Source organism: Corynebacterium kozikiae (assembly GCF_024580965.1).
In the GTDB taxonomy this organism is placed as follows: Bacteria; Actinomycetota; Actinomycetes; order Mycobacteriales; family Mycobacteriaceae; genus Corynebacterium; species Corynebacterium kozikiae.
Genome location: NZ_JANIKJ010000002.1, coordinates 117,945 through 143,702 on the forward strand (window position 1 = coordinate 117,945; position 25,758 = coordinate 143,702).

At 63.8% G+C, this 25,758-nt stretch carries 23 protein-coding genes; 8 read left to right on the forward strand and 15 right to left on the reverse strand.

The genetic code is table 11. From position 1 onward, the window contains the following. Positions 1 to 4: 4 nt before the first annotated feature. From NQ018_RS02535 to NQ018_RS02550, 4 genes are all read right to left on the reverse strand, one after another. Positions 5 to 817 carry an ABC transporter ATP-binding protein gene (locus tag NQ018_RS02535; RefSeq protein ID WP_257052976.1) on the reverse strand — a complete coding sequence of 271 codons (813 nt, stop codon included), beginning with the start codon at positions 815 to 817 and terminating at the stop codon, positions 5 to 7. Between the two features lie 2 nt (positions 818 to 819). After that, entirely contained in the window at positions 820 to 2,865 is a 2,046-nt protein-coding gene (locus NQ018_RS02540) for a dipeptide/oligopeptide/nickel ABC transporter permease/ATP-binding protein (RefSeq protein WP_257058138.1), read from the reverse strand. Next, positions 2,865 to 3,830, reverse strand: a complete 966-nt coding sequence (locus NQ018_RS02545) for an ABC transporter permease (protein ID WP_257037451.1) — start codon at positions 3,828 to 3,830, stop codon at positions 2,865 to 2,867. Before NQ018_RS02545 ends, NQ018_RS02540 begins: the two co-directional genes overlap by 1 nt. A 162-nt stretch (positions 3,831 to 3,992) precedes the next feature. Next, complete coding sequence (locus tag NQ018_RS02550) at positions 3,993 to 5,618, reverse strand: ABC transporter substrate-binding protein (RefSeq protein ID WP_257058141.1); 1,626 nt, start codon at positions 5,616 to 5,618, stop codon at positions 3,993 to 3,995. A gap of 516 nt (positions 5,619 to 6,134) precedes the next feature. Here NQ018_RS02550 and NQ018_RS02555 point away from each other — a divergent pair. The 5 genes from NQ018_RS02555 to nagB are packed head-to-tail and all read left to right on the forward strand — an operon-like array spanning position 6,135 to position 10,471. After that, positions 6,135 to 6,923 carry a FadR/GntR family transcriptional regulator gene (locus tag NQ018_RS02555; RefSeq protein ID WP_257058143.1) on the forward strand — a complete coding sequence of 263 codons (789 nt, stop codon included), beginning with the start codon at positions 6,135 to 6,137 and terminating at the stop codon, positions 6,921 to 6,923. Continuing rightward, positions 6,920 to 7,813: an ROK family protein gene (locus NQ018_RS02560; RefSeq protein ID WP_257037448.1), complete on the forward strand. Its 894-nt coding sequence runs from the start codon at positions 6,920 to 6,922 to the stop codon at positions 7,811 to 7,813. The genes NQ018_RS02555 and NQ018_RS02560 overlap by 4 nt, the downstream gene beginning before the upstream one ends. 18 nt (positions 7,814 to 7,831) lie before the next feature. Then, positions 7,832 to 8,536 (forward strand): N-acetylmannosamine-6-phosphate 2-epimerase, encoded by a 705-nt coding sequence (locus NQ018_RS02565; RefSeq protein ID WP_257037446.1) that lies wholly within the window; start codon positions 7,832 to 7,834, stop codon positions 8,534 to 8,536. Between the two features lie 9 nt (positions 8,537 to 8,545). Beyond that, positions 8,546 to 9,682, forward strand: a complete 1,137-nt coding sequence (locus NQ018_RS02570; protein ID WP_257058148.1) for an amidohydrolase family protein — start codon at positions 8,546 to 8,548, stop codon at positions 9,680 to 9,682. Between the two features lie 12 nt (positions 9,683 to 9,694). After that, the gene (gene nagB / locus NQ018_RS02575; RefSeq protein WP_257037445.1) at positions 9,695 to 10,471 is read left to right on the forward strand and encodes a glucosamine-6-phosphate deaminase; all 777 of its coding nucleotides are present in this window, start codon (positions 9,695 to 9,697) and stop codon (positions 10,469 to 10,471) included. Here the strand turns inward: nagB and NQ018_RS11485 are convergent. Further along, a complete protein-coding gene (locus NQ018_RS11485; RefSeq protein WP_306428875.1) occupies positions 10,468 to 13,161 on the reverse strand; it encodes a DEAD/DEAH box helicase in 2,694 nt (897 codons plus the stop codon). The genes nagB and NQ018_RS11485 overlap by 4 nt on opposite strands. Positions 13,162 to 13,588: 427 nt before the next feature. Further along, positions 13,589 to 14,506 (reverse strand): DUF559 domain-containing protein, encoded by a 918-nt coding sequence (locus NQ018_RS02590; protein ID WP_257058151.1) that lies wholly within the window; start codon positions 14,504 to 14,506, stop codon positions 13,589 to 13,591. A 120-nt stretch (positions 14,507 to 14,626) separates the two neighbouring features. Between NQ018_RS02590 and menE the strand changes: the two genes are divergently transcribed. Together menE and NQ018_RS02600 are read left to right on the forward strand one after the other, a co-directional pair. Further along, positions 14,627 to 15,754, forward strand: a complete 1,128-nt coding sequence (gene menE, locus NQ018_RS02595; protein WP_257058154.1) for an o-succinylbenzoate--CoA ligase — start codon at positions 14,627 to 14,629, stop codon at positions 15,752 to 15,754. 41 nt (positions 15,755 to 15,795) lie between these two features. After that, a complete protein-coding gene (locus NQ018_RS02600) occupies positions 15,796 to 16,686 on the forward strand; it encodes a 1,4-dihydroxy-2-naphthoate polyprenyltransferase (protein ID WP_257058156.1) in 891 nt (296 codons plus the stop codon). Here NQ018_RS02600 and NQ018_RS02605 read toward each other — a convergent pair. Beyond that, a complete protein-coding gene (locus tag NQ018_RS02605; protein ID WP_257037441.1) occupies positions 16,672 to 16,974 on the reverse strand; it encodes a DUF4229 domain-containing protein in 303 nt (100 codons plus the stop codon). The genes NQ018_RS02600 and NQ018_RS02605 overlap by 15 nt on opposite strands. A gap of 66 nt (positions 16,975 to 17,040) precedes the next feature. Between NQ018_RS02605 and NQ018_RS02610 the strand changes: the two genes are divergently transcribed. Then, on the forward strand, positions 17,041 to 17,286 hold the full coding sequence (locus NQ018_RS02610; protein ID WP_257052987.1) for a hypothetical protein: 246 nt from the start codon (positions 17,041 to 17,043) through the stop codon (positions 17,284 to 17,286). On the opposite strand, the gene ccsB is transcribed toward NQ018_RS02610, so the two are convergent. From ccsB to hemE, 8 genes are all read right to left on the reverse strand, one after another. Then, positions 17,283 to 18,203: a c-type cytochrome biogenesis protein CcsB gene (gene ccsB, locus NQ018_RS02615; protein WP_257037439.1), complete on the reverse strand. Its 921-nt coding sequence runs from the start codon at positions 18,201 to 18,203 to the stop codon at positions 17,283 to 17,285. The two genes, NQ018_RS02610 and ccsB, sit on opposite strands and share 4 nt — an antisense overlap. Before the next feature lie 83 nt (positions 18,204 to 18,286). Further along, on the reverse strand, positions 18,287 to 19,897 hold the full coding sequence (locus NQ018_RS02620) for a cytochrome c biogenesis protein ResB (protein WP_257058157.1): 1,611 nt from the start codon (positions 19,895 to 19,897) through the stop codon (positions 18,287 to 18,289). A gap of 34 nt (positions 19,898 to 19,931) precedes the next feature. After that, the gene (locus NQ018_RS02625) at positions 19,932 to 20,708 is read right to left on the reverse strand and encodes a cytochrome c biogenesis CcdA family protein (protein WP_257058158.1); all 777 of its coding nucleotides are present in this window, start codon (positions 20,706 to 20,708) and stop codon (positions 19,932 to 19,934) included. 9 nt (positions 20,709 to 20,717) lie between these two features. Continuing rightward, positions 20,718 to 21,305: a TlpA family protein disulfide reductase gene (locus NQ018_RS02630; protein WP_257052995.1), complete on the reverse strand. Its 588-nt coding sequence runs from the start codon at positions 21,303 to 21,305 to the stop codon at positions 20,718 to 20,720. Next, positions 21,306 to 21,923: a histidine phosphatase family protein gene (locus NQ018_RS02635; protein ID WP_257058160.1), complete on the reverse strand. Its 618-nt coding sequence runs from the start codon at positions 21,921 to 21,923 to the stop codon at positions 21,306 to 21,308. Next, positions 21,920 to 23,221 (reverse strand): glutamate-1-semialdehyde 2,1-aminomutase, encoded by a 1,302-nt coding sequence (gene hemL / locus NQ018_RS02640; protein ID WP_257058162.1) that lies wholly within the window; start codon positions 23,219 to 23,221, stop codon positions 21,920 to 21,922. The genes NQ018_RS02635 and hemL overlap by 4 nt, the downstream gene beginning before the upstream one ends. A gap of 57 nt (positions 23,222 to 23,278) precedes the next feature. Next, positions 23,279 to 24,676, reverse strand: coding sequence for a protoporphyrinogen oxidase (locus tag NQ018_RS02645; protein ID WP_257058164.1), 1,398 nt, complete (start codon positions 24,674 to 24,676; stop codon positions 23,279 to 23,281). 28 nt (positions 24,677 to 24,704) lie between these two features. Continuing rightward, the gene (gene hemE, locus NQ018_RS02650; RefSeq protein ID WP_257058167.1) at positions 24,705 to 25,754 is read right to left on the reverse strand and encodes a uroporphyrinogen decarboxylase; all 1,050 of its coding nucleotides are present in this window, start codon (positions 25,752 to 25,754) and stop codon (positions 24,705 to 24,707) included. Between the last annotated feature and the right edge of the window lie 4 nt (positions 25,755 to 25,758).

Consider the following 25,758-nt stretch of genomic DNA (forward strand, 5'->3'; position numbering starts at 1 on the left):
CGGTTTAAATCAGGGTTGGGGTAGCAGCGAGCAACGTGCGCGTGTACTCCTGCTGAGGGTTGCTAAAAAGCTGTTCAGTGGGTTGTTCCTCAATGATTTCCCCCTTGAGCATCACGCACATGCGGTCAGAGACGTAGCGCACCGTGTTGATGTCATGGGAAATGAACACCAAACCCAGGCCCAGCTCCGAGCGGAGGTCCGTGAGCAGGTTGAGCACCTGGGCACGGACTGAAACGTCCAAGGCTGAGGTGGGTTCGTCGGCAATGATGAGGTCCGGCTCGAGCGCGAGGGCGCGGGCGATTGCCACGCGCTGGCGCTGGCCGCCCGAGATCTGCCGCGGCAGGACGTCGAGCGCCGACTGCGGCAAGCCCACCAGGCTCAGCAGCACCTGGACGCGCTTCATCCGGGACTTCTCATCACCAACGTGGTGGACGTGCAGCGGGTCGAGGAGCTGTTCCTTCACCGTCATGCGGGGGTTCAGCGCGGTTGCCGGGTCTTGGAAGACCACGGAGACGGTGCGGCCGAGCTCCTTACGCTGCCGCGCCCCTCCCCTCATGAGCTGTCCGTTGAAGTACACCTCGCCGCTTGTTGGCTTTTGCAGGCCAACAAGAACCCTGGCCAGCGTGGACTTGCCACAGCCCGACTCACCCACGATGCCCACAACCTCGCCGCGGTGGACGTGGAAGTTCACGTCCTTGTTGGCGTGCACAGTGTCTGGGCGAAACAGCTTGCCCGTGCGGGTCTTGTGGATCACGTTCATGTTTCGTGTTTCCACGATTGGGGATTTGGCCTTCTGCGCTGTATGTGCTGTGGTCATGACTAGTCACCGTCCTTGAGCAGTGCGGCGGGTTGAAGCAAGGATTCTGGGGTGCCCGCGCCGATGAGTTCTTCACGGCGCAGCTCCAGCAGCTCGTCAGTGATTGCAACGTGGTGTGTGCCGGTTGCGCCCACTTGGCGTAGCAGTGGTTTTTGAGTTATCCCCAGCGTTGGGTTGGAGGATCGTGGAGCAAAGCGGTCTCCCGCCACGAACTCCCTCGGGCTGGGAACCGTCCCGGGCACCTGGTAGAGGCGCTTGGCGCCGGATTCGATACTGAGCACGGCGCCGAGCAAGCCTCTGGTGTACTCGTGGGTTGGGTGCTCCAGCAGCTCCCTGGTGTTGGCTTGCTCCACCACCTGGCCGGCGTACATCACGGTGATCTTGTGGGCCAACTTTGCCACCAGAGCGAGGTCGTGGCTCACAAAGATCATGGAGAAGCCGAGGCTTTCACGCAGCTCGTTGAGCAGGTCCACAACCTGGCGCTGCACGGTGACGTCCAGGGCGGTGGTGGGTTCGTCGGCAATGAGCAGGCGTGGGTTGCGGGTCAGCGCCATTGCGATAAGAACGCGCTGGCGTTGGCCGCCGGAGAGCTCATGAGGGTAGGACTTCAGGGTGCGCACGGGGTCCAGGCCCACCAGCTCCAGCAATTCCTCCGCGCTGCGCTTCCCGCCACGCCTGATGAGCTGGTGCATCTGGGCGCTGATCAGCATGGACGGATTGAGTGAGCTCAGTGCGTCCTGGTAGATCATGGCCATCTCATGACCGCGCAGGGCATTGCGCTCCTCCGGCTTGAGGTCCAGGAGGTTTTTGCCGTCGTAGAGGATCTCGCCGGTGATGCGGGCAGTCTTGGGTAGCAGGCCCATGATGGCCAGGGACACAAGGGATTTACCACAGCCGGACTCGCCCACCAGGCCCATGGTCTGACCTGGGGAGACGGTGAAGTTCACGTTGTCCACAATGTTGACGTCACCGTGAGCCTCTGGGAAGGCAATGCAGAGGTTGCGCACCTCGATGAGGGGCTCTTCCGGCTTCGGGTAGTTAAGGCGGCGATCCTCATTTTGCTCAGCTACCTGCAGCGCATGCAGCGAGGTGTTGAGCGATTCCTGCGCCTCCTCCTCGCTGAGCGACCCCAGGGTATTGCGGGAATCGATCGTGGGGTCGTCGTCCGCAACCTTTGCCGTGCGCTTGATGCGCGGCGAGGCGAGGGCATCGGTAAGGCCTTCGGAGAGAATGTTCAGGCTGAGCACCGTGAGCAGGATCATCAGGCCTGGGAAGAAGGTTGGCCACCACGCGCCGGAGAGTAGCACCTGCTTGCCGTCGGCAAGGATGTTGCCCCAGGATGGCTCCGGTGGCTTCACGCCGGCGTTGATGAAGGACAGGGAGGCCTCAAAAACGATGGCGTCTGCAACCAGCACCGTGGCGAATACGGCGATCGGGGCGATTGTATTGCGTGCAACATGCTTGATGAGGATGTGCGGGACACGCGCGCCCATCACCTTGGCGGCAGACACATAATCTTCACCGAACTCGCTGATAATATTCGCGCGCACCACGCGGGAGAGCTGCGGAACGTACAGGAAGCCGATGGCAAAGACGATCACGGGTAACGACGTGCCAAAGACCGCAACAAACACCGCTGCCAGGGCAATGCCGGGGAAGCTCATGATGATGTCCAGGATGCGCATGAGCACCTCAGACACCGCTTTGTTGGAGGTTGCGGCGATCGAGCCGAGCACCGCAGCAACGGCGAGCGCGGAAAGTGTTGCGCACAAACCAATGATGAGTGAGGCACGGGCGCCGTAGGCCACGCGAGCAAAGATGTCACGCCCGATGGCATCGGTGCCAAACCAGTGCTCCGCGCTCGGTGGCTGCACCGGAACGCCGGAGGCCAGTGGGCTGTGGGAGGTCACCAGCGGAGCGAACACAGCCAGGCAAGCAATCAGCAGCAGGAACACCAATGCGATCTTGGAAATCAGCGGCAAACTCTTGATTCCCGCAAAGCGGTTGCCTGCTTTGGATTCGAGTTTTTCAGTCAGGTTTCGGCGCATTAGATGCTCCTGATGCGTGGGTTGACAAGCACGTACAGCATGTCAACAACGATGTTGATAATGATGAAGGCAATGGCCACGGTGAGCGTCACGCCTTGAACCAGGTAGACGTCGTTTCGCGTCACACCGTCCAGGATGAGCTGACCCATAGCCTGGATGTTGAAGATGATCTCAATGATCACCGCACCACCCATGAGGTAACCGACGCGCAAACCGAGCACCGTAATTGGGGTGATCAGCGCGTTGCGCAGCACGTTACGAGACACCACCTCGCGGTAAGGAATGCCGGAACCGATGGCGGTGCGCACATAGTCTTTGTCCAGCTCCTCCACCATGGCGGTGCGCACCACACGGGTCAGCGAACCCGCCACGGGCACCGCCAACGCTAGAGCCGGCAAGAACATGTTGTTCAAGTACACCGCCGGGTTTTCCGTGAACTTCGTCCACGCGGTCACCAACGCAGGGAACACTCCCCAACCGCCCGGAATAGTGCCCAGCCACTGAATCAGCAGGATGGCCAACCAGAAACTCGGGGTTGCCAGCGCCGCGATGGAGAACACGCGGATCACCTGGTCTGGCCAGCGGTCCCGGTACAGCGCCGCAATCACGCCGAACACCAGGGAGAACACGGTGGCGATGATCAACCCAAGGAAGGTGAGCTGCAAGGTGATTGGGAACGCGCGGGCGATAATGTCCGTCACCGGGGTATTACCCGAGGTGGTTCCCAAATCTCCCTGGAACATATTGACCAGGAAGCGGCCGTACTGCACCAGCAATGGGTCATTCAAACCATGTGCTTCACGGTAATCCTCAAGGGCCTTGAGTGAAGCGGACTCACCCAAGGCCAAGCGGGCGGGGTCCGCCGGACTGAAGGACATAATGAAGAACACAAGGAATGTCACACCGAGGATCATGATCGGCAACGCCACGAGGCGGCGCCCAATCAGCCGGATGAGGTTTGACATGGGGAGGTCCTTTACGAGTTCAAAGCATGTGATCCATACACCCAGCCCTCATGGACAGGCGCGAATTGCAACGCCGCCAACACTTGCGCTCTTATGGGCAATGAGTGTTGGCGGCGGTCTCCTTAGCTGGGTTCTACAGCAGCGTTACGTGCAACGGTGTTGTTACTTGGTGGAACCAACACCGACGAAGGTCAAGCCGGTCACGGAGATTGGCTTGAAGTCCACCAAGGTGGTGCCGTCCCAAGCGGTTGGGGTCTTGCGGTGGAACAGCGGGTAGAGAGGCACGGCCTCGGAGATGAGGTCAAAGGCCTCGCCCCACTTCTGCTCTTGGGTTGCGGAGTCAGTTGCCTCAAGACCCTCTGCGAGGATGGTCTGGAGTTGCTCGTACTCTGCAGTGCCCTTCCAGTGCATACGGGTGTCCGTCCAGGTGTCTGCTGCGTACCACCAGCGCATGAGCAGGTCTGGGTCGGTGCCAAACACGCTTGGGTCACCTGGGGCGATCACAACGTCGTATGCACCTGGCACACCGTCGATGGTGTTGTAGACGTCCGCGGACTTCTTCTCCGTAAACTCCACCTCAATGCCGGCAGCCACCAGGGACTCCTGGATGAGCGGGGTGCACTTGCGAACCCAGTCGTGGTCGGTGCACAGAAGGCGCATCTTGGTCAGGCCGGTCTCAGCAAACAGCTCGCGTGCGCGGGCCTGGTCGAAGGAGTACACGTTTGCGGCCCGCTTGTAGTTCGGGTGCTCCTCATGGAGGAAGGAAGTTGCAGGCGTTGCCTGGTCGGAAAGGCCGGTCTGGATGACCTTGCCCATGTCAATCGCGTAGAGGAATGCCTGGCGGTTGCGCACGTCAGCAAATGGGTTGCCGGCCTCATTGTTAAACATGGCGAACAGAAGACCGAAGCCCTGGACCGACTCGACGGTGTCGGTTGCCTTGAGTTGGTCAATGGAGAGGTACGGCACGGAGTCGATGGCCTGCACGGTCTTGGACTGCAGTGCGTTGGTGCGGGTGGAAGGATCTGGGATGATCTGCCACTCCATCTTGGCTGCGCGAGCAGGGCGAGGGCCGGTGTAGTCATCAAAGCGCTCAAAGCGGATGGTCTTGTTCGCACCATTTTCCGTCATGCGGTATGGGCCGGTGCCCACTGGGTTGGCGGAGAAGGCATCTGGGTCTGCTTCAACAGCAGCCTTTGGCACGATCTTCACTACGGCGAGACGATCCGCGAACACACCCACCTCGTGGGCCAGGGTGAACTCTACGGTTCGATCGTCCTTGGCGGTGACGTCGGTAATGAATGGGATGAAGCTGGCGTAGAGAGAGTTGTTTGCCGGATCGAGGACGCGCTGGAAGGAGAAGACAACGTCTTCTGCGGTGACGTCGGTGCCGTCGTGGAACTTGGCACCTTCGCGGAGCTGCACTTCGGCGGTGGTGCCGTTGGCGGTTGGCATGGAGGATGCGAGGGCTGCGTAGGTTTCGCCGGTGGCGGCGTCGATCTCAGTGAGGCCCTCAAGGGTGTGCCAGTTGGCGGCGACGGTGAGCGCGGCGCTGGTGACCATTGGGTCGTAGCCGTTGGTGCCGAGCTCGTAGGAGATGGCGGCGGTGATGGTGCCGTCCTCGTTCAGTGCCGACGCATCCGCACCGGTGGAGGCCTGGCCAGCGCTGGAGTTCGTATCTGCTGGCGCACAAGCGGAAACCGCCACGGCCAAACCTGCAGCGGCACCGAAGGCACCGGAGAACTTGAAGAAGTCGCGGCGCGTGAACATCCGCTCGTTTGTGGAACTCATGAGGGTAGTCCTTTCCCAGATGAAAAAATCAAAAAAGGTAACTCAAATTTGATGCGGAACCTTTTGACACCTTGCGACCCAAAACTTTTGCGCTCCGATGCCCGCTTGCTCGCACGCACCGATCACCACAAGGTCCAAAGTTCCTGTATGCAGTTTTCGCACTCGCAGTTTCCGTGCAGTTTCCGTCCTGTGCGGGCACTGGAGGTGCAACCAAATCGCTCACGTCAGCTCTGCTACAGCTCTGTTACATGGTCACTTTATGGTCACTTTGCACGATACATCAGACGTCAGACAACTACTAGGGTTTTGTGATAGGATTTTTCACATCAGCAGATTCGCGCAGGTCAGGGCACCAAAAGCGAGTGTCCCCCAAAAGTGTGGGGGACGAAAATATCGCTCAACGGGCCCTAGCGACCCGCAAAGACCGCAGCCACACTGCGGCACTGCCGCACTGCCGCACTACCCCAAAGCCGATAACCTCAACATCACTCACTGCCCCGAACGAAAGAAGCCACCATGAGCAGACCAGATGATCCCCTGCTCCAGCCCACGCCGCCCACAGCAAAAGCACCCACAGCAAAAGCACCCAGCAGCGCCGCGAGCACCACGAAGGCCATCGAGCAGTACATCCGCACCCAAGGCCTCACCACCGGCGACCCCCTCCCCTCCGAGTCTGCAATCTGCGAACAGTTGGGGGTCTCTCGCTCCTCGGTGCGCGAGGCGATCCGCACCCTCGTCTCCCTAGACGTGCTGGAGGTCCGCCACGGCACGGGTACCTTCGTGGGCAAGATGTCCCTGGCACCCCTGGTCAACGGCCTGATTTTGCGGCTCACGCTGAACGAGGAGCTCGCGCTGGTCAACCTCTCGCATGTGGTGGACACCCGCGTGATCCTTGACATGGCTGTGGCAGACGCGCTCGCGGCCCAGTTCCACAACCAGGATGTCTCCCACCTGGAGGCGCTGGTGGAGCAGATGCGGCAAAAGTATGAGACCGGTCAGCCATTCACCGAAGAAGACCACAACTTTCACAAAGCCCTGCTAAAGGACCTCCCCAACCCGCTGATTCGGGAGCTCTCCCTGGCCATGTGGGAAATCCATAACGTCACCAATCCTTTGCTCGGGGTGAGCCCCCCAGAGGACATGCGCACCACTGTGGAGGCCCACGAGCACATGGTCCAAGCTCTCCAGCGCGGCGACGCCGAAGAGTACAAGCAACTCGTACACACCCACTACGAGCCGCTGCGCAGGGCGATCGCCGCCAAGATCGCCCACTCACCCACCGAGGCTTCCGGGGAGCAATCATGAGCACAATCATTGGTGTGGACGTCGGCGGCACAAAAATCGCCGCAGGCACCGTCTCCCTCGACGCCGCAGGTCAGCCCCACGTCACCGCCGAGCTGCGCATCCCTACCCCTCGCAGCAACGCGATCACCGGGGTGCTGGAGGCGATCGCGCAGGCGCTCGAGCTTTCCGACGCCCCCAAGGCGGGCATCGGCATCGGTGCCCCGGGGGTGATCGACCCCAGCACAGGGCAGGTTGTCTCTTCTGGCCCCACCATGGCGGGCTGGGCGGGCACCCAGATCAAACAGGAAGTCGAGCGCGCATTCGGGCTGCCGGTGGCAGTGCACAACGACGTCCGCGTGCTCGGGCTCGGCGAGGCACGATTCGGCGCCGGGCGGGAATTCGCCAACATTCTGTTCTGCAGTTTGGGCACCGGGGTGGGCGGCGCGATCGTCCGCAACCACTCCCTCATGAGCTCACCGCACCACACCGCCGGTGAACTGCGCAGACTCTACGGCAGGTTGCCGAATGGTCAAGCCGCGCTGATCGAAGACTTCGCCTCCGGCACCGGTGTAGCGCGCCAATACAACGCCACGGGCAGGTGGCCGCAAGCGCACGACCTCCACGAAATCATGGACCGCATCGCCGCACCCGGTGGTGCTCATGAGGGGGAGTTTGTGGCGGAACTGTTCTTCTGCGCCGGCGAGGCCATCGGCGGCTTCGCCTCCGCCATCGACGTAGACGCCATCGTGCTCGGCGGCGGCGTGACTGGCATCGGCGAGTTTGTCACTGAACCCTTTGCCCGCGGGGTCCGCGCAGGCGCGATCCCACCCATGGACCAGGTGCCTGTGCGCGTCGCCACGCTTGGCCCCCAAGCCCCCATCATCGGCGCAGCCAGCCTACTTCTCCCTTAAGAACTCAAAGGAAACATCATGGATCTGCAAACGTTTATTCAACAGGTGCGCGGCACGCTCATCGTGTCTGCGCAGGCACCCACCGGCCACGTCCTGCGCGATACCCGCACCATCGCCTTTTTGGCCCGCGCCGCTGAGGCCGGGGGCTCCACCGCGATCCGCTGCGGCGGCTACGGCGGCCTGGAGGACATCAAAGCCGTGGTAGAGGCGGTGCAGGTACCCGTGATTGGACTCACCAAAGAGGGCGACACCGGCGTGTACATCACCCCCTCCGTTGCTTCCGCGGTAGCCGTTGCCCAGGCCGGTGCCGCAGTTGTGGCGATTGACGCCACCGCCCGCCCGCGCCAAGACGGCTCCGATTTTGCCGCGCAAGTCCGCGCGGTCCACGAGCACAACGCGCTGGCCATGGCGGATATCGCCACCGCCGAAGAGGCCGTTGCCGCACATCAGGCCGGCGCCGACGTCATCTCCACCACCCTGGCCGGCTACACCGAACACCGCGCCAAAACCGAGGGCCCCGACCTAGAGCTCATTCGGGAGATTCGGCAACTTCTGGGCAAGGACGTATTCCTCATCGGCGAAGGCCGCTTCCACACCCCGCAGCAAGCTGCGCTCGGCATCGAGGCCGGGGCGGACGCGATCATCGTGGGCACCGCCATCACGGACGTCGCGTTTGTGACCGCCCAATTTGCCAACAGCGTGAGCCAAGCAGCCAGCAAGTAGGGGTGGATCATGCATGAGACGGGCACCCTCATCACCCCACGCGGTGTGTTTCCCAACCGGCGCGTGGAATGGGAGCACGGGATAATCACCAGCATCGAAGAGGTATCGGCGTCAGATACACCCGAACAGCCGCGCTACCTCCTGCCAGGCGTTGCTGACCTGCACAATCACGGCGGTGCCGGGGCCTCCTTCCCGAGCGACCCCCTCCCCGCTTGCCGCAGCGCCGCACTCCACCACCGAGCGCACGGGACTTCCACCCTGTTGGCGTCGACAGTCTCCCTCCCCGAAGAACTCCTCCTGCCGCAACTGGAACTGCTCGCCCAACTTGTTCATGAGGGGGCGATGGTGGGGATCCACGCGGAAGGGCCCTTCGTGAACACGCTGCGCTGCGGCGCCCAAGACCCAGCCGCGATCATCCCCGGCGACCCCGCCCTGTTCTCTCGCATGATCGACGCGGCCCAGGGCACCCTGCGCAGCGTCACCCTGGCGCCGGAAACGGCACACCTTGGCGAGCTGCTTGAGCTGTGCGCGGAACATGGGATCATCGCCAGCTTTGGGCACACGGATGCCGATTTCCCCACCACCATCACTGCCGTGCGCACCGCCGCTGAGCTCGGCGTGCAGGTCACCGCCACCCACCTGTTCAACGCGATGCCGCCTATCCACCACCGCAACCCCGGCGCGGCGGCAGCACTCCTGCGCGCAGCCGGCGAGGACCTGGCCGTGGTGGAGCTGGTGGCCGACGGCGTCCACCTGGATGACCACACCGTGGAATTCGTGCTCAGCACCATCGGTGCAGGCCGCACAAGCTTTGTCTCGGACGCCATGGGCGCGGCTGGCCAAGCCGATGGCCACTACATCCTTGGCCGCCTGGCAGTGACCGTGCAGGACGGCGTAGCGCGCCTCAGCACCAACGACGGCACCCTGGGCGCAATCGCCGGCGGCACCTCTCATGTGTTCGACCAAGTGCGCCGCCACATCACCGCGGGCCTGGACCCCCAAGCCGTCATCACCGCCGCCACCACCGGCCACCGCCTGCTGGGACTCACAGACCGCGGTGACCTGCAGGTGGGCATGCGGGCTGACATCATTTCCACCTCATGGACAGACACGCGGGTGTACTACGGCGGCGAGCTACAAGTTTAGGAAGGAAGCACCATGGAAATCATCATTACCAGCCAAGACGAGGCCGCACGGATCGGCGCTGACATCCTGGAACGGTACGTCAGGGCCGGCAAGACCCTGGGACTGGCCACTGGCTCCACCCCGATCGGCACCTACCAGGAGCTCATCCGACGCCACCGCGAGGAGGGCTTAAGCTTTGCCAACTGCACCGCTTTCCTCCTCGACGAATACGTTGGCCTGCCCAAAGAACACGAGCAGACCTACTACCAAACGATCAGGCGCGAGTTCACCAGCCACATCGACATCGATGACGCCCGCGTCCACAGCCCCGACGGCACCGCCACAGACCCCAAGCAGGCAGCCGCGGATTACGACGCCGCCATCGCCGCAGCCGGCGGCGTTGATGTGCAGGTGCTAGGGATCGGCACGGACGGGCACATCGCATTCAACGAGCCCGGCTCCTCACTGAGCAGCCGGACCAGGATCAAGACCCTCCACCCGGCGACCGTGCGCGACAACTCACGCTTCTTCGGCGGCGACGAATCCCAGGTCCCCCACCATGTGCTTACCCAGGGAATTGGCACCATCGTGGAGGCCCGCCACCTGGTGATGTTCGCCTTCGGCGAAGGCAAGGCAGAGGCCATCGCCGCGATGGTGGAAGGACCCGTGTCTGCCTACTGCCCGGCGTCGGCACTGCAGATGCACAACCACGTCTCCGTGATCGTCGATGAAGCCGCCGCCGCCAAACTCAAGAACTTGGAGTACTACCGCTACGCGCTGGAGCACAAGCCGAGCTGGCAGACATTCTAACCTTCTTCGATAGTGACCACGGTGGCGTCGGAAATGCGCAGGCGCTCGCGCTCTGCCTTGATAATTTCCTGAGCGATTTTGATTTCGCTCACATCTTTGGCATCGGAGACTTGAGCCGAGTTTGCAAGGCGCGCGAATTCGTCGAACACCGCGCGCTTTTCGGCTGTGACTTCGAGGAGGCGCTCATCCACGGTGTCGTCGCCAATGATCCGATGCACCTGCACCACCTCCATCTGCCCCATGCGATGCGCGCGCGCCACCGCCTGATCCTCCAGGCTGGGCTTCACCTGCACCTCCGTGAAAATCACCACGCTCGCCTGCTGGATGTTCAGGCCCACGCCGCCCGCGGTGATCTGCGCGAGCAGCACATGGCCCGCTTTGCCCAGCGCATCCACGTACTCCTGGCGGCGCGCGGGCGGCACCGAGCCATCGATCGTACCCACCGACACCGCCTGAAACTCCCTGGCCAGCAGATCCAGCACATCGCGGAAATAGCTGAAGATCAGCACATTCTTGCCATCCTCATGAGCTTCATCCACCAGCTCCCGTATGCGCTCCAGTTTGGCCGAAGTGGGCGCGGAGTTTTGGCTGCCGTCAGCCACGATCGCAGCCCTCCGCGCCGCCATCCACGCGCCCTGCCGAATGGCCTCAAAATAGCGCTGCTGATCTGCGGCGTTGAGCTCCACCCACTCCTCGTTTTCCACTTTCTGCGGGAGCTCGTCCAAAACGTCCACCTGATTGCGGCGCAGGTACACCGGCGAAATCGCCTTGCGGAACTCACTCGGGGCCACCTGGCGGACCGCCTCCTTGCCCACCTGCTCATCCAGGAAGCTCACCAACGTGGCGAACTCCTCCCTACGGTTTTCCAGCGGGGTGCCGGTCATCATCAGGGCGTATTCCGCGCCGGCGAGCACCCCGCGCACGGCCACAGTACGCTGCGCAGCGGGGTTTTTCACCATGTGCGCCTCATCCACAATCACCATCTGCGGCTGGCCCACGTCCAGCGTTTTCAAGGTGTCAAAGGTGGTCACCAGCACACCGCCCTCGCGCCGCCACGCATGCACCGCAGCTTCCCGCACCGACCCGTGCGCCACAAACGTGCTCATGAGGGAGAACTTCGCGAGCTCACGCTTCCAATTCAGCAACAACGACGCCGGCACCACCACCAACACCCGCGCCACCTCCGCGCGCGCCTGCAACCCCGCACTCACGTGGGCAGCCGCCGCGATAGCCTGCAGCGTCTTGCCCAGGCCCATTTCATCGCCCAGCAAGACCCTTCGCTGCACCACAGAGAACTTTGCCCCGAACAACTGGTAGCCGCGCAAGAACACGTCCTTCATGAGGGACATATTCAGATCCAGCTCCCTGATGGCCTGGAGTGCCTGCTGGTCCAGAAACTCCAACCCGGCCTCGGGCGCGTCCAGGCGCAACAGCGAGGACACCAAACCCTGGTACGCCGCCGGGCGCGAAAGATAATCCTCCCACGCCGCCTGCACATCCCCTACCGGCGGCAGCGCCCTCCCCAATTGCGCGCGCGCTTCCTGAACCGCCGCATGAAAGCGGCGCTCCTGCGCCAAGTCCGCGCTGCCCAACAGGAAGCCCCCAGGATCGCTCGGCCACGTGGCACGGCTGAGGGCGTCGGCAAGCGCAGCCCAATCCTGCCCACTCGACGCACGCTCGGCGGCGCGGGCCTCGTAATCACGCAGCAGGGCCACGATGGTGCGCTCCGGCGGCAGGCCGCGCGGCGAAATGCGGAAATCGCGCGCGTTGTGCTCCTCATTGAACAGCGTCTGCGCCGCCGCCCGCATCCGCTGCGCCGTCTGCTGGCCGATCCCAGGCACCTGCGTCAGCGAATACTCCGACGCCCGCAGCACATCCCCGACCGTCCGAAACCCCGCCGACTCCACCTCCGCGCCCATCCGAAGCGTTCCGGTTGTGGCCTCGCGCAGCGCCTCAAGCGGCAGCTTATCGACGAGTTCCCACGCCCGCAGGTCCCGAAGTTCACCGAACAGTTGCCGCACCAGCGCGGCGGCGGGGTCCTCGAACGCGCCGAGACTACCGAGCGGGGAGCTTGCGGGCAGGTGCGACCAGGTTGTGGGGGTGGCGGTTGTGGTGGTTGTGGCGGTTGTGGTGGTGGGGCTGGCGGCGAAGGTGAAGGCTGCCTGGAGGTCCGGGTGCAGGGGCTGGTTTGAGTGGGAGGTGGTGGCGTCGGAATGGCTTGTGACCTGGGACCAGAGCTGCAGCATTGATTTGAGACCCGAGGTCTCCGCGGACTGTGCGAGGGCTTGGGTTTCGCGGGCGTAGGAGTCGAGTTCCGGCCACGGAGGCGGGCCGCTGAAGAGTGAGCGGAGGAAGCCGCGCGGGGCGGGGGTGGCGGCGATGGTTTGATCGCGGAGGAATTTGAGGTAGCCGAGGCTTGATTCCAGTGCCATGAGCTGGGCTTTTGCTTGGACGAGCACATCTGCGGGGGCGAAGCCGAACGCTTGGGTGATCTGTAGCGCGAGGGGCAGCTTTACCTGGCTGCGCGGGACCACGACAAACATCGCATCCCTCATGGGCACCGCAAACGTTTGCTCGAACGAGGCCGCCGCCGGCGTCACCTGCTCGAGCTCCTCAATAAAGCTGCTGGCCTGCCGTTGGAGGGCGACCAGCTCCGAGGCCAGACCATCAATCCGCTGCAAATCCGCCATGGTGATACAGCCTAGTCGGTGGGTTGTACGCCCTTGGCAGGACACCTTTGGCAGAAGGGGTGCAGAAAAACCAAAAAGTGTCCCGCTAAGGGCGCGGGCGGAGGTGCATGCCGGTGTGGACCACGAGGCCAGATGGTAGAGACCGAGGCCAGGATCGGAAACCCCAAACGCACCCCTAGCCAAAGCAAAACGCCCCAAGCAGGACACCTTCCGCCAAAACCGTGCAGAAAAACCAAAAGGTGTCCCGCTAAGGGCGCGGGCACGCACCAGCGAGGGCGCAAACCAGAGAGGACCCGGCCCCAAACATGGCAGGCAAGCGACAAAACGCCCTCGGGTACCGAACAAAAGCGCACCTCAGCCCCCAGCGGGCACGCCAGAGGGGGCGCCCGCAACAAACTCAAACAGCGGCGCCCCAAGAAAGAGCAGGTCAGAGGCCTTCGCGGGCCAGGATTTCGACGTGCCAGGTCCAGACGGGTGGGAGGATGTCGGCGTTGAGGCGCTTGCGGGGGTGGGCTTTGCGGTAGTCGGCAAGTGCGCCGAAGAAGGCCAAAATCTCCTTACGGTGGCTGGCCACGCAGGAGTCGGTGACTCGCAGTGCAGTCCAGCCGGCGGCCAGGGCCGCGTTGGTCTTCCAACGGTCGGCGTAGAAGGCGCGGTCTTTTTCGAGGTGGTACAAGGCGCTATCCACATCCACCACCAGCCGCGCCTTCCTGCAGCCCACGTCCCAGCGGTAGCTGCCCACGCGGAACTGCGGCTGCACGTCCAGCCCCACATTGCGCAGGTCACGGATAAAATCTCGCTCGAGCCCGCTGTCCGCGCCGATCACCCAATCGCGGCCCATCGCCTCCCGCAGGTCGCGCTTCACCGCGCACCCCATCCGCCGCAGGTCATCGCGCACCGCCCGCGCCCCGGCCTCGCCCTTGTATGCGTTCTCCACGAATTTCCGCAGCCTGTAATCCCGCCGCTCGCCTTGCCTGAGTGCGGCCTGGGCGGCGTCGGCAATGCTGACCACCGGCAGCCCAGCCACAATTTCATGGTGCCGAAGCCGGCTGCGGCGCAGCTCGAAGGAACCGTTGCGGCGCACGCTTCCCGACGCCACCCGCGCCCGCAGGGGAAAGGTGAGCCTGTGGCCTCGGTGTATTTGGAGGGCGGTGGTGCCCTCGAAGATGAGGCCGGGGCGGTGAAGGGCGAGCGCATGGGCCATGACCAGCGGCGTTACGGCTGTCAGCGAGTAGACGCCGCGGAAGACTCGGAAGATTTTGCCCTGGCGCAGCGCCCGAGCCACCGCCGACTTGCCGCGGCCCATCCGGCGCAGTTGCCAGGTGGTGTACACACGAATTTCCATACCTACTTGGACTGCCCGCGCGGCCTCCCGGTTCCCTCCGGGGGACACCTTTGGGGATTTCGGTGCGCGTTTGGCCAAAGGTGTCCTGGTTGGGGCGCGAAACGCTGGTAGCATCACCCTGTGATTTTGGAACCCTTGCGCGTGAGCTCGAGCAACCTGGCAGCGGTGCTCGATGCGCTCGAAGAGGCCATCGCCGGGAAGCGGAGCCTGCTGCCCGTCCCGGCGCATGACCCCGCCCGCGCGGATCTGCTGCGCCGCACCCAACGCGCCGGCTCGCCGATTGATGAGGACGTGGCACTCGTGGTCCCCACCTCCGGCTCCACGGGCACGCCAAAGGGCGCGATGCTCACGGCACGCAACTTGGTGGCCTCGGCGGATGCAACCCACCAGCGTTTGGGCGGCGAGGGCCAGTGGTTGCTTGCGATGCCCGCGGATCACATCGCTGGCCTGCAGGTTTTGGTGCGCTCGCTGATCAGTGGCTTCACCCCCGCCGCCATGGATGTCTCCGCCGGCTTCCACATCCCCGCATTTAGCCTCGCCGCGCAGGAGCTGGCCGCCGAGCCACACACGGGCCGCCTCTACACCTCCCTCGCCCCGCTGCAGCTCCTGAAGGCGATGGACACGCTGGAGGGCATCGAGGCGCTGAGGGTCTTTGACGCTGTGCTCGTCGGCGGCGCTCCCCTGCGCGCGGCGGACCGGCTAGCGGCCGCTGAGCTGGGCATACGCGTGGTTACTACCTATGGCTCCTCGGAGACGGCGGGCGGCTGCGTGTACGACGGCGTGCCGCTGCCCGGCGTGAAGGTGCGGGTCGCGGGCGAGCGCATTTTCCTGGGCGGCCCGATGGTGGCCAAGGGGTATCGCAACCTCCCCGACCACGAGGCTTTCTCCGAACCCGGCTGGTTTGCCACCAGCGATACGGGGGCAATTTCCGACGGCACCCTGGAGGTCACCGGCCGCCTGGATACGGTGATCGTGACGGGTGGCCTCAAGCTGCACCCCGAGGTGGTAGAGCGCACCGTACAGGCGGTGCCCGGGGTGCGCGGGGTGTGCGTGGTGGGCGTGCCGGACGCGCGGTTCGGGCAGGCGGTGTGCCTGGCCTATGAGGGAACGGCCACGCCGGCGGACATCATTGAGGCGCTTGACGAATACCCGCGCTGGCAGCTCCCCAAACAGATCCTCAAGGTGGATGCGCTGCCGCTGGCGGGGCCTGGAAAAGTGGACCGCAAAAAGGTGGCGGGGCTGTTTTAGAGGTTTTGGGCTGGCGCACGTTGTGCGGGACAATAGTGCGCATGCACGCTGAACAATCCAAAGGCCCTACCGCAGCTCAATGGCTTGAGGGGGCGCGGCCCCACACATGGGCGAATGCGTTTGCGCCGGTCATCGTGGGTTCCGGCGCCGCTGCTCATGAGGGGGGGTTCAGTGCGCCTCGGGCGCTACTCGCCGCAGTGGTGGCGTGGGCGCTGATCGTGGGCGTCAATTACGCCAACGACTACTCCGACGGCATCCGCGGCACCGACGAAGACCGCACCGGCCCCCTGCGCCTCACGGGCTCGGGGCTCGCCAGGCCGGCGCATGTGAAGCGCGCGGCGTTCGTAGCCTTTGGGGTGGCCGGCGCCACGGGCATCGCCCTCTCCCTCATGAGCTCGTGGTGGCTCATTCTGGTGGGCGCCGGGTGCATCGTGGCGGCGTGGTTCTACACCGGCGGCGAGAATCCATACGGGTATCGGGGGTTCGGCGAGGTTGCGGTGTTCGTGTTCTTCGGGCTCGTGGCGGTGCTCGGCACGCAGTTTACGCAGGCCGGCGTGGTCAGTTGGGTGGGGTTGCTGTGCGCGGTAGCGATCGGCTCGATGAGCGCCGGAGTGAACCTCATCAACAATTTGCGCGACATCCCCACCGACACCGAGGCGGGCAAAATCACGCTGGCCGTCCGCCTGGGCGACCCGCATACGCGCACGCTCTACGCCGTGCTGATGATGGTCCCGGTGGTGGCGTCGGTACTTCTTGCCCTGGCTACCCCCTGGAGCCTTGTGGGCCTCGCCGCAGCGCCTCTGCTGCTGGTGGCGGCGCGGCCTGTGCGTGCGGGCGCGGTGGGGCGTGAGCTGATCGGCGTGCTCGGGGCGACGGGCCGCGCGATGGTGGTGTGGGCGCTCCTGACCACGGCTGCACTAGCGCTTGGCTAGCTCCTCCTTGACCCACTGCTTGCGGGCCTTGCGCTGTTGGTCCCACAGGGCAACGGCGCTGGCCGCGCGCTCGCGGAGGCCTTTGAACACAAACATGGACAGCGGCATTGCAACGATCAGCGCGAGCGTCGCGGAGATGAGCAGCGGCACGGGGGCACCGGTGGCCATCGCGATGCCCTGAATCACCACGGTCAGCGCAAGGAACAGCCCTAAGCGGGCCAAACCGTACAGGGCGGCGGCTTTACGCGCCTGCGCCCCCAAGTGAGAATCTGAATCCGGTGTATCCATAGCCGAAAGCCTACCCGCAGGTAGCATGGAAAGCCCTATCCGTTTTCTAGCGCGCAAAGGACCCTCATGGGACGCCTCATTCTTCTGCTTCTGCTCATCGCCGCCGTTGTGCTCGTGTGGAAGGCTTTTGGGCCGAGCTCGTGGAAGCGCAACGCCGCCCCCGAGCCTCCCGCCATTAAAGGCCCGGACGACGATGAAGAGTTCCTCTGGCGCCTCGAGCGCGATAGATTCAAGCAGCGCAGGGCGGAAGAAGAAAAACGACGCCGCCAAGAAGAGCAGCGGCGCAGGGAAGAAGGGCGGGAAGAAGGTTAGTTGAGGCCAGCGTAGGAGTGCAGGCCGGAGACCACCATGTTGATGAAGAACAGGTTGAAAATCATGGTGGCAAACGCCGCGACGTTAATCCAAGCCATTTTGGCGTTGCGCCAGCCGGAAGTCGCGCGGGCGTGCAAGTACAGCGAGTACAAGATCCAGGTGATGAAGGAGACCGTCTCCTTAGGATCCCAGCCCCAGAAGCGACCCCAGGCGGCCTCTGCCCAGATTGCGCCCAGAACGATGCCTAGGCCGAGCACTGGCACGGTGACGATGGCGGTGCGGTAGGCGATGGCGTCGAGGGTCTTGGCGCTCGGCAGGGGCTTTGCGATCTGACCTAGTAGGCCGCGCTCCTCCCCCGGCTTCTGTGCCATCCGCAGCAAGTACAGCAAGCTAGCCGCGCCGGAAACTAGGCCAATGGAAGCTCCCAGGGCAACGGTGGTGACGTGGATCGGCAGCCAGATGGACTGCAGCGCCGGCACCACGGGCGCAGAGGTAGAGTACAGCTTCACCGCACCGTAAAACATCAAGGCGAGCACGGGGGTGAGGACCCAGGGCCACATCACACGCAGGTCTTTACGCTGCAGGTAAATGGAGGCAATCGCCATGGCCAACGCGGTGATGGACAGCACGTACTCATAGAGGTTGCCCATGGGGAATCGGTTGGCGGACACTCCGCGCAGCACCGCAGCCGCGATGTGGAATATCACGCCCAGCCACACCATCGTTTGGGTCATGCCCGCGAGCTTGTTGGCCTTCTGCTCCAACACGTCCGTTGGGGCATCCTCACGCTTGGCGTCCACGATCTGGCGCACCTTGGAGGTGTGGAAGATGGAGAGCACCAGTGCGATCAGGTACACAAAAAAGGCGCCGGCGAATGCCGAGTCGGAGGCGGATGCCAGTGTGGTATTCACGTTCATGGGGAGGTCCTTATGGCCTGAAAGTTGATCGCACAGTTATTCCCCCAAAAGTTGGGGGAAGATTCTCAAACTATGGGTGGATATTAGTCTTCTTCGTCCGGTTCGGGCAAACCCAGGATCCCCCTATGAACACGTTCGTACTCTTCGCCCCACCCGGCGCGGTCGGTGCGGGCCAGGCCCGCGGTCTCCACGAGGGTGACGGAGTCGGTCACCGGGCGCAGGCGCACCCAGATGCGGCGGCGCTTCACAAACAGCGAGCCTGAGAGGGAGGCAATTGTCACCAGGGCGAACAGCAGGACCCAGTTCTGGGAGGGGTCGTGGCTGATTTGGTAATTGGCAAACTCTTGGGCGCCGTCGAAGGTGATGCGGGTGCCGTCGTCGAGCGTGACCTGCTCCCCCACCGTGAGGTTTACCCTGTCCACGCGCTGCAGTTGGCCCGCCTGGATCAGGGAGGGGTCCAGCTCGAAGATGGATTGGCCGCGACCGGTGTCCAGGCCATTGTCGCCGCGGTAAATGTCGATAGCCACCGCGGGGTCCGTCATGGCAGGGAAGCTTGAGGTGAGAAGGGAACCGGAGTCTCCCTCCCACTGAGCGGTGGGAGCGAACAGGCCCTGGATGGCGATCTGCTGTTGCCTGCGCTCAAACAGGTCTGGGTACAGGCCGGCGGGTGGGTCGAAGCGCATCACGCCGGAACTCAAGAAGAAGGTGGGGTCCGTGGGCTGCCACTGGATAGTTTGGGTGCGTTGCTCGCCATTGGGCCAAGTCACCGTGAACGTGGGCGCGTATCCGTGACCCTGGAGGTAGATACGGTCGCCGGCGAGGCGCAACGGATGGTTCACCTTCAGTGTGTAGTCCTGCCAGGTTTCGGGGTCGGTGAACATCTCCTCTCCCGTGGCATAGGAAATCTCCGAGGTAAACATCTCCGCCTGGCCGGTTGGCAGGTAGTCCGCCACAAAGCTATGGGCAACAAAGCAGAAAGGATGCAGACCGGTGCCGTCGAAAAGCGCTCCCGCCCGGAAGGAGTCAAAGTTTGCGGTTGCGGTGTTGCAGAACTCTGAGTTTTGATTGGGGTCGTCGCTGGCAATGATGATGACCTGCCCCTCGTAGGACCAGAGCTTTCCGACGGCCACCGCCACCAAAATTCCCACAAGCCCCAAGTGGAACGTGAGGTTGAAGAACTCACGCAGGTAGCCTTTTTCCGCAGCGAAGGAGCGGGCCCCAGCGCGGTCTTCATGAGGGGAATATTCGGCGAGGTGCCAGCCCTTCAGTACCCCACGAATGTCCTCGGCAACGGCGTCAATGGGCTTCTCCACGCTCCCCTTGCCGTGGTGCGGCATGCGTGCCAGCACCTTCGGCGCGCGCACCGGCGGGGTCTTCATCGCTTTGTAGTGGTCCCAAGAGCGAGGGATGATGCAGCCGATGAGGGAGAAGAACAGCAGCGTGAAGATGGCGGTGAACCAGGTGGAGGAAAAGACGTCGAAGAGCTGGAGCTTGTCGTAGATCTCCGCGACCTTGCCGTTAGCCTGGATGTACTCGATTACCTTGGATTCGTTGAGGGAGCGCTGCGGCAGCAACGCGCCTGGGATCGCCGCCACCGCCAACACGAACAGCAGCATCAGTGCGGTGCGCATGCTGGTCAGCCAATGCCAGGCCTTCTTCAGCGCCGTGACGGCCATGCCAAAAATGTTCACCATTCTCCTTTAATAATTGCGCGCTTCAGCAGTTCAGCTACACCAGCGTTGCGCCGTAGGCGACGGTCCATTGGCGCACCCAGTTAATGAACACGGCCCACTGGCCAGACACCAGCGCCACGCCCACCAAGATGAGCATCACGCCACCGATGATCTGAATGGTGCGTGAATGCCTCCGCAGGAACCCCACGCCCTGCATCGCCTTCGCCGAACCCAGAGCCACCAGCAAAAACGGCAGGCCAAGACCCAGGCAGTAGCCCACGATCAGCAGCACGCCGCGCGCCGCGGTCATCCCCTCCGTACCCGCAGACACCGAGATGATCGCCGCCAGCGTGGGCCCCAAACACGGCGTCCACCCCAGCGCAAACACCCCACCGAGTAACGGGGCGCCCACCAGGGAAGTCCAACGCCTCGGGGCAAAGCCGCGTTTGGTTTGCAGCAGCGGTACCTCCCCCATGAACACGAGGCCCATGAGGATGGTAATTACCCCACCTCCCCTCATGAGCAACTCGGCGTTTAAGGTGAGTGCGCTGATGGCACCGAACACAGTGACGGTGGCCAGCACAAACACCACGGTGAAGCCGAGGATGAACAGCAGCGCCGCGCCGGCCACACGCCAGCGCCCGGAACGCGCCACATGCTCGCCCTCCATCTCCGCTCCCACCACGGAGGCGAGGTAACTCATGTAGCCGGGTACGAGCGGCACCACGCACGGACTGGCAAAGCTCACCAGGCCCGCAATGGCCGCTGCAAGCAACCCCAACAGCAGCGGCCCGGAAGCCGCTAGCTCCGCAAACTGCGCACCAATATCCATCGCCGCGCCTTACGCCAGGGTGTCTGTCACTGCGATCACGTCAGCAGCAGTGATCTCTCTCAGGAACACCGCGGCAGGGCGATGCTGCTTGTCCAGGACAATGGTGGTAGGCACTACCGACGCAGGCACGCCGCCAAGCAGCGCCGCAGTCTTGAACGGCGGGTCATAAAGGGAGGGGTAGGTGATGCCGTTGTCCGTGAGGAAGTCCATGGAAATGTCCGGGTTGTAATCACGCACATTAATGCCCAAGACGGTGCCTTGGTTCGTGCTCTGGAGGTGCTCGTGGACCTCCTGGAGGTCGTCACTTTCGCTGCGGCAGGGGCCGCACCACTGGCCCCAGGCGTTGAGGACCACCACTTGGCCCTCGTATTCAGCCAGGTCCAATGTTTTTTGCTGATCCAACTCCTGGAGCCACTCCCCTTGCAGGTTTTGGATAGGAGCGCGCTCCTCTTCTGCGTAGAAGATGTCCGTTTGCCCACCTGGGGAGTGGAATTGAAAGGTGCCTCCTACGGCTACGGCGTCGTCGCCAGCCGCGCCCTGGCAGCCGGCCAACACTATGCTGGCCGCGGCAAAGGTTGCAAGCACTGCTCGTTTCATTTAGTACAGCTCCTGTGCGGGTTCCGTATAGATGTAATCGATGAGCTCGTCGCCGCGGTAGACGAGGGAGGTGCAGCTTGCGAGGTTGCAGCGCCGGGCTGCAGGATTGTGTGCAAGGGATTTGCCCAGCACATGGCGCTGGACGCACACGATAGGCAGTTGGTGGCTCACCAGGATGGCCTCGTGACCCTGGGCGCGTTCCCGCGCCTCACCAATCACTTCCATCATGCGTTCGGCGATGTCCACGTAGTGCTCACCCCAACTGGGTAGCGTGGGATTGCTCATGAGGGGCCAGCGGATGGGGTTCCACAATTGGGAGCGCACACCCTTGACGTGTAGGCCCTCAAAACGGTTACCGGCCTCGATGAGGCGCTCGTCAGTTTCCAAGGTGAGGCCCGTGATTTCCGCGAAGGGCTGCGCGGTTTCCTGCACGCGCTGCAGCGGGGAGCCCATGAGGAGGGTGACGTCGTGGCCCACGAAGGCCTCGGCGGCACGTTTGGCCTGCTTGCGGCCCCGGTCACTGAGGTGGAAGCCGGGGATACGGCCGTAGAGGATCCGCTCGGGGTTGTACACCTCGCCGTGGCGGATCAGGTGGACGATCGTGGTTTCTTTGCTCATTTGGCTGCCGCCGCTGCTGCTTGTGCCGCTGGTGCCAGGGCCGCTTCGATTCGCTCAAAGTCGTCATCCCCGAGCGCGGTGGAGGCGAACCAGGTTTCAAAGGCGCTCGGTGGTGCGTACACGCCATGTTCCAGCAAGGCGTGGAAGAAGGGGGCAAAACGGAAGGTGTCCGCGGCCTTCATGTCCTGGAAATTGTGGCCTTCGCCCTCGGCAAAGCGCACGGAGAACATGGTGGCTGCGCGCTGGATGTGGTGCGCCACGCCCTCGCGGGTCAACGCCTCGCTGATGAGGGCGGTGAGGCGCTCTACATTCTTGCCGAGCTGCTCATACGCGGCGGCGTCGGCAAGCTTGAGGCTGGCCATGCCCGCGGCCATCGCAACGGGATTGCCGGACAGCGTGCCCGCCTGGTACACGGGGCCCTGCGGTGCAAGATGGCTCATGATGTCTTTGCGCCCGCCAAAAGCCGCAGCGGGCAGGCCGCCGGAGACGACTTTGCCGAAGGTGGTGAGGTCGCCCGCCACGCCGTCCACGCCGAACCATCCGCGTTCCGACGTCCGGAAGCCAGTCATCACCTCATCAAGGATCAGCAGGGCGCCGTTGGCATGGGCGATCTCCTTGAGGGCCGCATTGAATCCCTCATGAGGAGCGACGGTGCCCATGTTGCCGGCGGCTGCCTCCGTAATGATGCAGGCGATCTCGCCAGGGTGCTGGGCAAAAGCCTCACGGACGGCGCTGAGATCATTGTAGGGAACCACGATGGTATCGCCCGCCTGCGCGCCGGTCACACCAGGGGAATCCGGCAGCGCGAAGGTGGCGAGCCCCGAGCCCGCGGCGGCGAGCAGGGCGTCCACGTGGCCGTGGTAGCAGCCGTCAAACTTCAGGATCTTGGTGCGGCCCGTGAACCCGCGTGCCAGGCGCACAGCGGACATGGTGGCCTCCGTACCCGAGTTCACCATACGCACCTGCTCAACTGAGGTACGCTCCACGATCATCTCCGCGAGCTGTACCTCAGCCTCAGTGGGAGCGCCAAAGCTCAAGCCGGAAACCGCGGCCTCCTGCACAGCGCGCACCACCTCTGGGTGGGCGTTGCCGTGGATCATCGGACCCCAGGAGCACACCAGGTCCACGTACTCGTTGCCGTCCACATCCACCAGGCGCGAACCTTTGGCCTCACGGATGAAGCGAGTCTGGCCACCCACGGAGCCGAAAGCGCGCACCGGAGAGTTCACTCCACCTGGGGTGAGCTCTGCGGCGCGGCGAAACAGTTGGGCTGAACGATCTACAGGTGAAGCAGGCATGCCTGCCATTGTAGGGCATTTCACCTCAAACGAAAGTTGGGGGTATCCCCTCATGGACTAGCTCATGAGGGAGGCTGCGGCTTGGCGTGCCTGCGCGATCACGGCCGGCACGCCCACACCGTCCACCCAAGCACCCGCGACGCCGACGCCAGGCACCTGGGCCACCAGCTCCTTGGCGCGCCGCACGGTTGCCAGGTGCTCCGGCCCGTACACCGGCAGGCCGCCAAACCAGCGCTGGACGTAGATTTCCTCGAGGCCGGCTGCGCGGCCATCGAAGCCGGTGATGCGTTGGAGGTCGTCGAGGGCGTAGTCCACCAGGGTGTCCTCTTCGGCGCGGGTGATGGCATCGTCGCCGAAGCGCCCGAAGGAGGCGCGCACCAGTGCGCCGCCGTCGCGGTCCAGGTGTGGCCACTTCTTGGAGGAGAAGGTGAATGCCTTGGCGTGGACGTCGGGCTCATCCAGGGCCACGAGGATCCCGGAGTTGTCTGGCAAGCCGGTGGCGCTGGCAAACCTCATGCCCACCACGACGGAGCTCGCGAGCTTGATGCTGCGCAGCGTCTCAGAGAGCTCGGGGGAAAGGTCGCGCAAAAGCATCGCGGTGGTGGGGGCGGGGGTGGCAAAGAGCACGCGGTCGAAGGGCTGGGAATCGCCCGCGCCTTTGAGCAGAAATTGCTCGCCCTTCTTGCTCACGGAGGAAATGAAAGCATCGATGTGGATCTCCGCTCCGGACTGTTCTGCCAGCGCCTCATAGGCCTCGGCGTAGCCGCCCTCAAAAGCCGCGAACACTGCAGGCTTGTAGCCGCGGGCTTTGTTGCGCGCTTCCCTATCGGCAAGCAGCCCAGCAACCGCACCGCTTAAGGTCACGGGCTTCCCATCGGCGGCGAGCGCGTCGAAGGCTGCCGCGAGCTGCGGCACCGTGGCACGAATCCCCAGATCGTCCGACGATGCCGAATACACCCCGCCCTGCAAAGCCGAGACCACGCGGTCTACCACCTGGTCGCCGTAGCGCTCGCGCACGAGCGCCCCCAAACTGCAATCACTATCTGCATCCCACTCGATCCCCGGCGCCGCCCCTTCGGCGTCGATGCGTGCGCACGTGGCGTCGTCGAGAAGCTCCTCCAAGCCTTCGCTGCTTGCGGGGATGCCCATGAGGGAGCGCTCGGGCATTTCGTGTGTCCTACCGCCCGCGTAGAGCAGCGACGGCAGGCCAGAAGGGCTGCGCAGGGCCTCACCAAGGCCAAGTTCTTTGAAGAACTCCGTGGCGTCTTGGCGAAATGCCAGGTAGGCCTCCGCCCCCATGTCCGTGGGGCCTGCATTGAAGGCCACCGTGTGCAGCTTGCCGCCGATCCGGTCCGCCGCCTCGAAGACGCTCACCTGCGCTTGGGGGTTGAGCTTGTGGATTTCGTACGCTGCGGTGAGGCCAGCTAGGCCTGCGCCGATGATCGCAATGCGCATTGCTGCTTCCCTTATCTGAAGTAGTGAGTTAGTGCTGGTGAATGAGCTCCACCGCGCGGGTTATCGCATCTGGGTCCGTGCTGGGGATCACCCCGTGGCCCAGGTTGAAGATGTGCCCCAGGGCATGACCTTGCTCGATGGCGCGGTCCGCCTCTTCGCAGATCCGCGCGATCTCCTGGGCAAGCACCTTCTCGCCGGCGAACAGCAGCGCGGGGTCAAGATTGCCCTGCAGGACTTTGGGGCCGGTAGCTTGGGCTATCCGACGTGCAGCCGTATCCAACGGCGTGCGCCAATCCACGCCCACAACGTCTGGGCCGGCCTCGGCCATCGCGGGCAGCAGCTCGCCGGTGGCAACACCAAAGTGGATCCGCGGAACCGGCGCCGATCCCATGTTGCCCACCTCAGCGAAGATCTGCTGGCTGTAGGGCAGCACGTGTTCGCGGTAGTCGCGCTCCGTGAGGAAGCCCGCCCAGGAATCGAACAACTGCATGGCCTCCACGCCCGCCTCGATCTGCGTGCGCAGGAAGGCGATGATCGTTGGTGTGAGCCTTTCCATGAGGGAGTGCCAGAGGGCGGGCTCGGCGTGCATCATCGCCTTGGTGGTCTCATGGTTGCGGCTCGGGCCGCCCTCCACCAGGTAGGAGGCCAGGGTGAAAGGCGCACCGGCGAAGCCGATGAGGGTTTGGGCGTCGGTGAGTTCTTCGTTGATGATCCGGATGCCCTGGGCTACTTCTTCTACCTCGTGCTCCAGAATGGGCAGGTTGGCCACGTCCTGCGCAGTGCGGATTGGGTGGGCCACCACCGGGCCACGGCCCGCGACGATGTCCAGGTCCACGCCGGCAGCCTTGAGGGGCACCACGATGTCAGAGAACAGGATCGCGGCGTCTACGTCGTGCCTGCGCACCGGTTGCAGCGTGATCTCGGCAAGCAGCTCCGGCATGAAACAACTATCCAGCATGGGGATGCCCTCGCGGACCTTACGGTATTCGGGGAGGGAACGCCCTGCTTGACGCATGAACCATACGGGGCGGCGCGTCGGGGTTGCGCCGGCTGCGGCCTGAAGGAGAGGTGCTGTCATGTGT

Coding starts and splice junctions, on each gene's coding strand:
- NQ018_RS02535 (WP_257052976.1), bottom strand. CDS start 817: ATGACCACAGCACATACAGCGCAGAAGGCCAAATCCCCAATCGTGGAA.
- NQ018_RS02540 (WP_257058138.1), bottom strand. CDS start 2,865: ATGCGCCGAAACCTGACTGAAAAACTCGAATCCAAAGCAGGCAACCGC.
- NQ018_RS02545 (WP_257037451.1), bottom strand. CDS start 3,830: ATGTCAAACCTCATCCGGCTGATTGGGCGCCGCCTCGTGGCGTTGCCG.
- NQ018_RS02550 (WP_257058141.1), bottom strand. CDS start 5,618: ATGAGTTCCACAAACGAGCGGATGTTCACGCGCCGCGACTTCTTCAAG.
- NQ018_RS02555 (WP_257058143.1), top strand. CDS start 6,135: ATGAGCAGACCAGATGATCCCCTGCTCCAGCCCACGCCGCCCACAGCA.
- NQ018_RS02560 (WP_257037448.1), top strand. CDS start 6,920: ATGAGCACAATCATTGGTGTGGACGTCGGCGGCACAAAAATCGCCGCA.
- NQ018_RS02565 (WP_257037446.1), top strand. CDS start 7,832: ATGGATCTGCAAACGTTTATTCAACAGGTGCGCGGCACGCTCATCGTG.
- NQ018_RS02570 (WP_257058148.1), top strand. CDS start 8,546: ATGCATGAGACGGGCACCCTCATCACCCCACGCGGTGTGTTTCCCAAC.
- nagB (WP_257037445.1), top strand. CDS start 9,695: ATGGAAATCATCATTACCAGCCAAGACGAGGCCGCACGGATCGGCGCT.
- NQ018_RS11485 (WP_306428875.1), bottom strand. CDS start 13,161: ATGGCGGATTTGCAGCGGATTGATGGTCTGGCCTCGGAGCTGGTCGCC.
- NQ018_RS02590 (WP_257058151.1), bottom strand. CDS start 14,506: ATGGAAATTCGTGTGTACACCACCTGGCAACTGCGCCGGATGGGCCGC.
- NQ018_RS02600 (WP_257058156.1), top strand. CDS start 15,796: ATGCACGCTGAACAATCCAAAGGCCCTACCGCAGCTCAATGGCTTGAG.
- NQ018_RS02605 (WP_257037441.1), bottom strand. CDS start 16,974: ATGGATACACCGGATTCAGATTCTCACTTGGGGGCGCAGGCGCGTAAA.
- NQ018_RS02610 (WP_257052987.1), top strand. CDS start 17,041: ATGGGACGCCTCATTCTTCTGCTTCTGCTCATCGCCGCCGTTGTGCTC.
- ccsB (WP_257037439.1), bottom strand. CDS start 18,203: ATGAACGTGAATACCACACTGGCATCCGCCTCCGACTCGGCATTCGCC.
- NQ018_RS02620 (WP_257058157.1), bottom strand. CDS start 19,897: ATGGTGAACATTTTTGGCATGGCCGTCACGGCGCTGAAGAAGGCCTGG.
- NQ018_RS02625 (WP_257058158.1), bottom strand. CDS start 20,708: ATGGATATTGGTGCGCAGTTTGCGGAGCTAGCGGCTTCCGGGCCGCTG.
- NQ018_RS02630 (WP_257052995.1), bottom strand. CDS start 21,305: ATGAAACGAGCAGTGCTTGCAACCTTTGCCGCGGCCAGCATAGTGTTG.
- NQ018_RS02635 (WP_257058160.1), bottom strand. CDS start 21,923: ATGAGCAAAGAAACCACGATCGTCCACCTGATCCGCCACGGCGAGGTG.
- hemL (WP_257058162.1), bottom strand. CDS start 23,221: ATGCCTGCTTCACCTGTAGATCGTTCAGCCCAACTGTTTCGCCGCGCC.
- NQ018_RS02645 (WP_257058164.1), bottom strand. CDS start 24,676: ATGCGCATTGCGATCATCGGCGCAGGCCTAGCTGGCCTCACCGCAGCG.
- hemE (WP_257058167.1), bottom strand. CDS start 25,754: ATGACAGCACCTCTCCTTCAGGCCGCAGCCGGCGCAACCCCGACGCGC.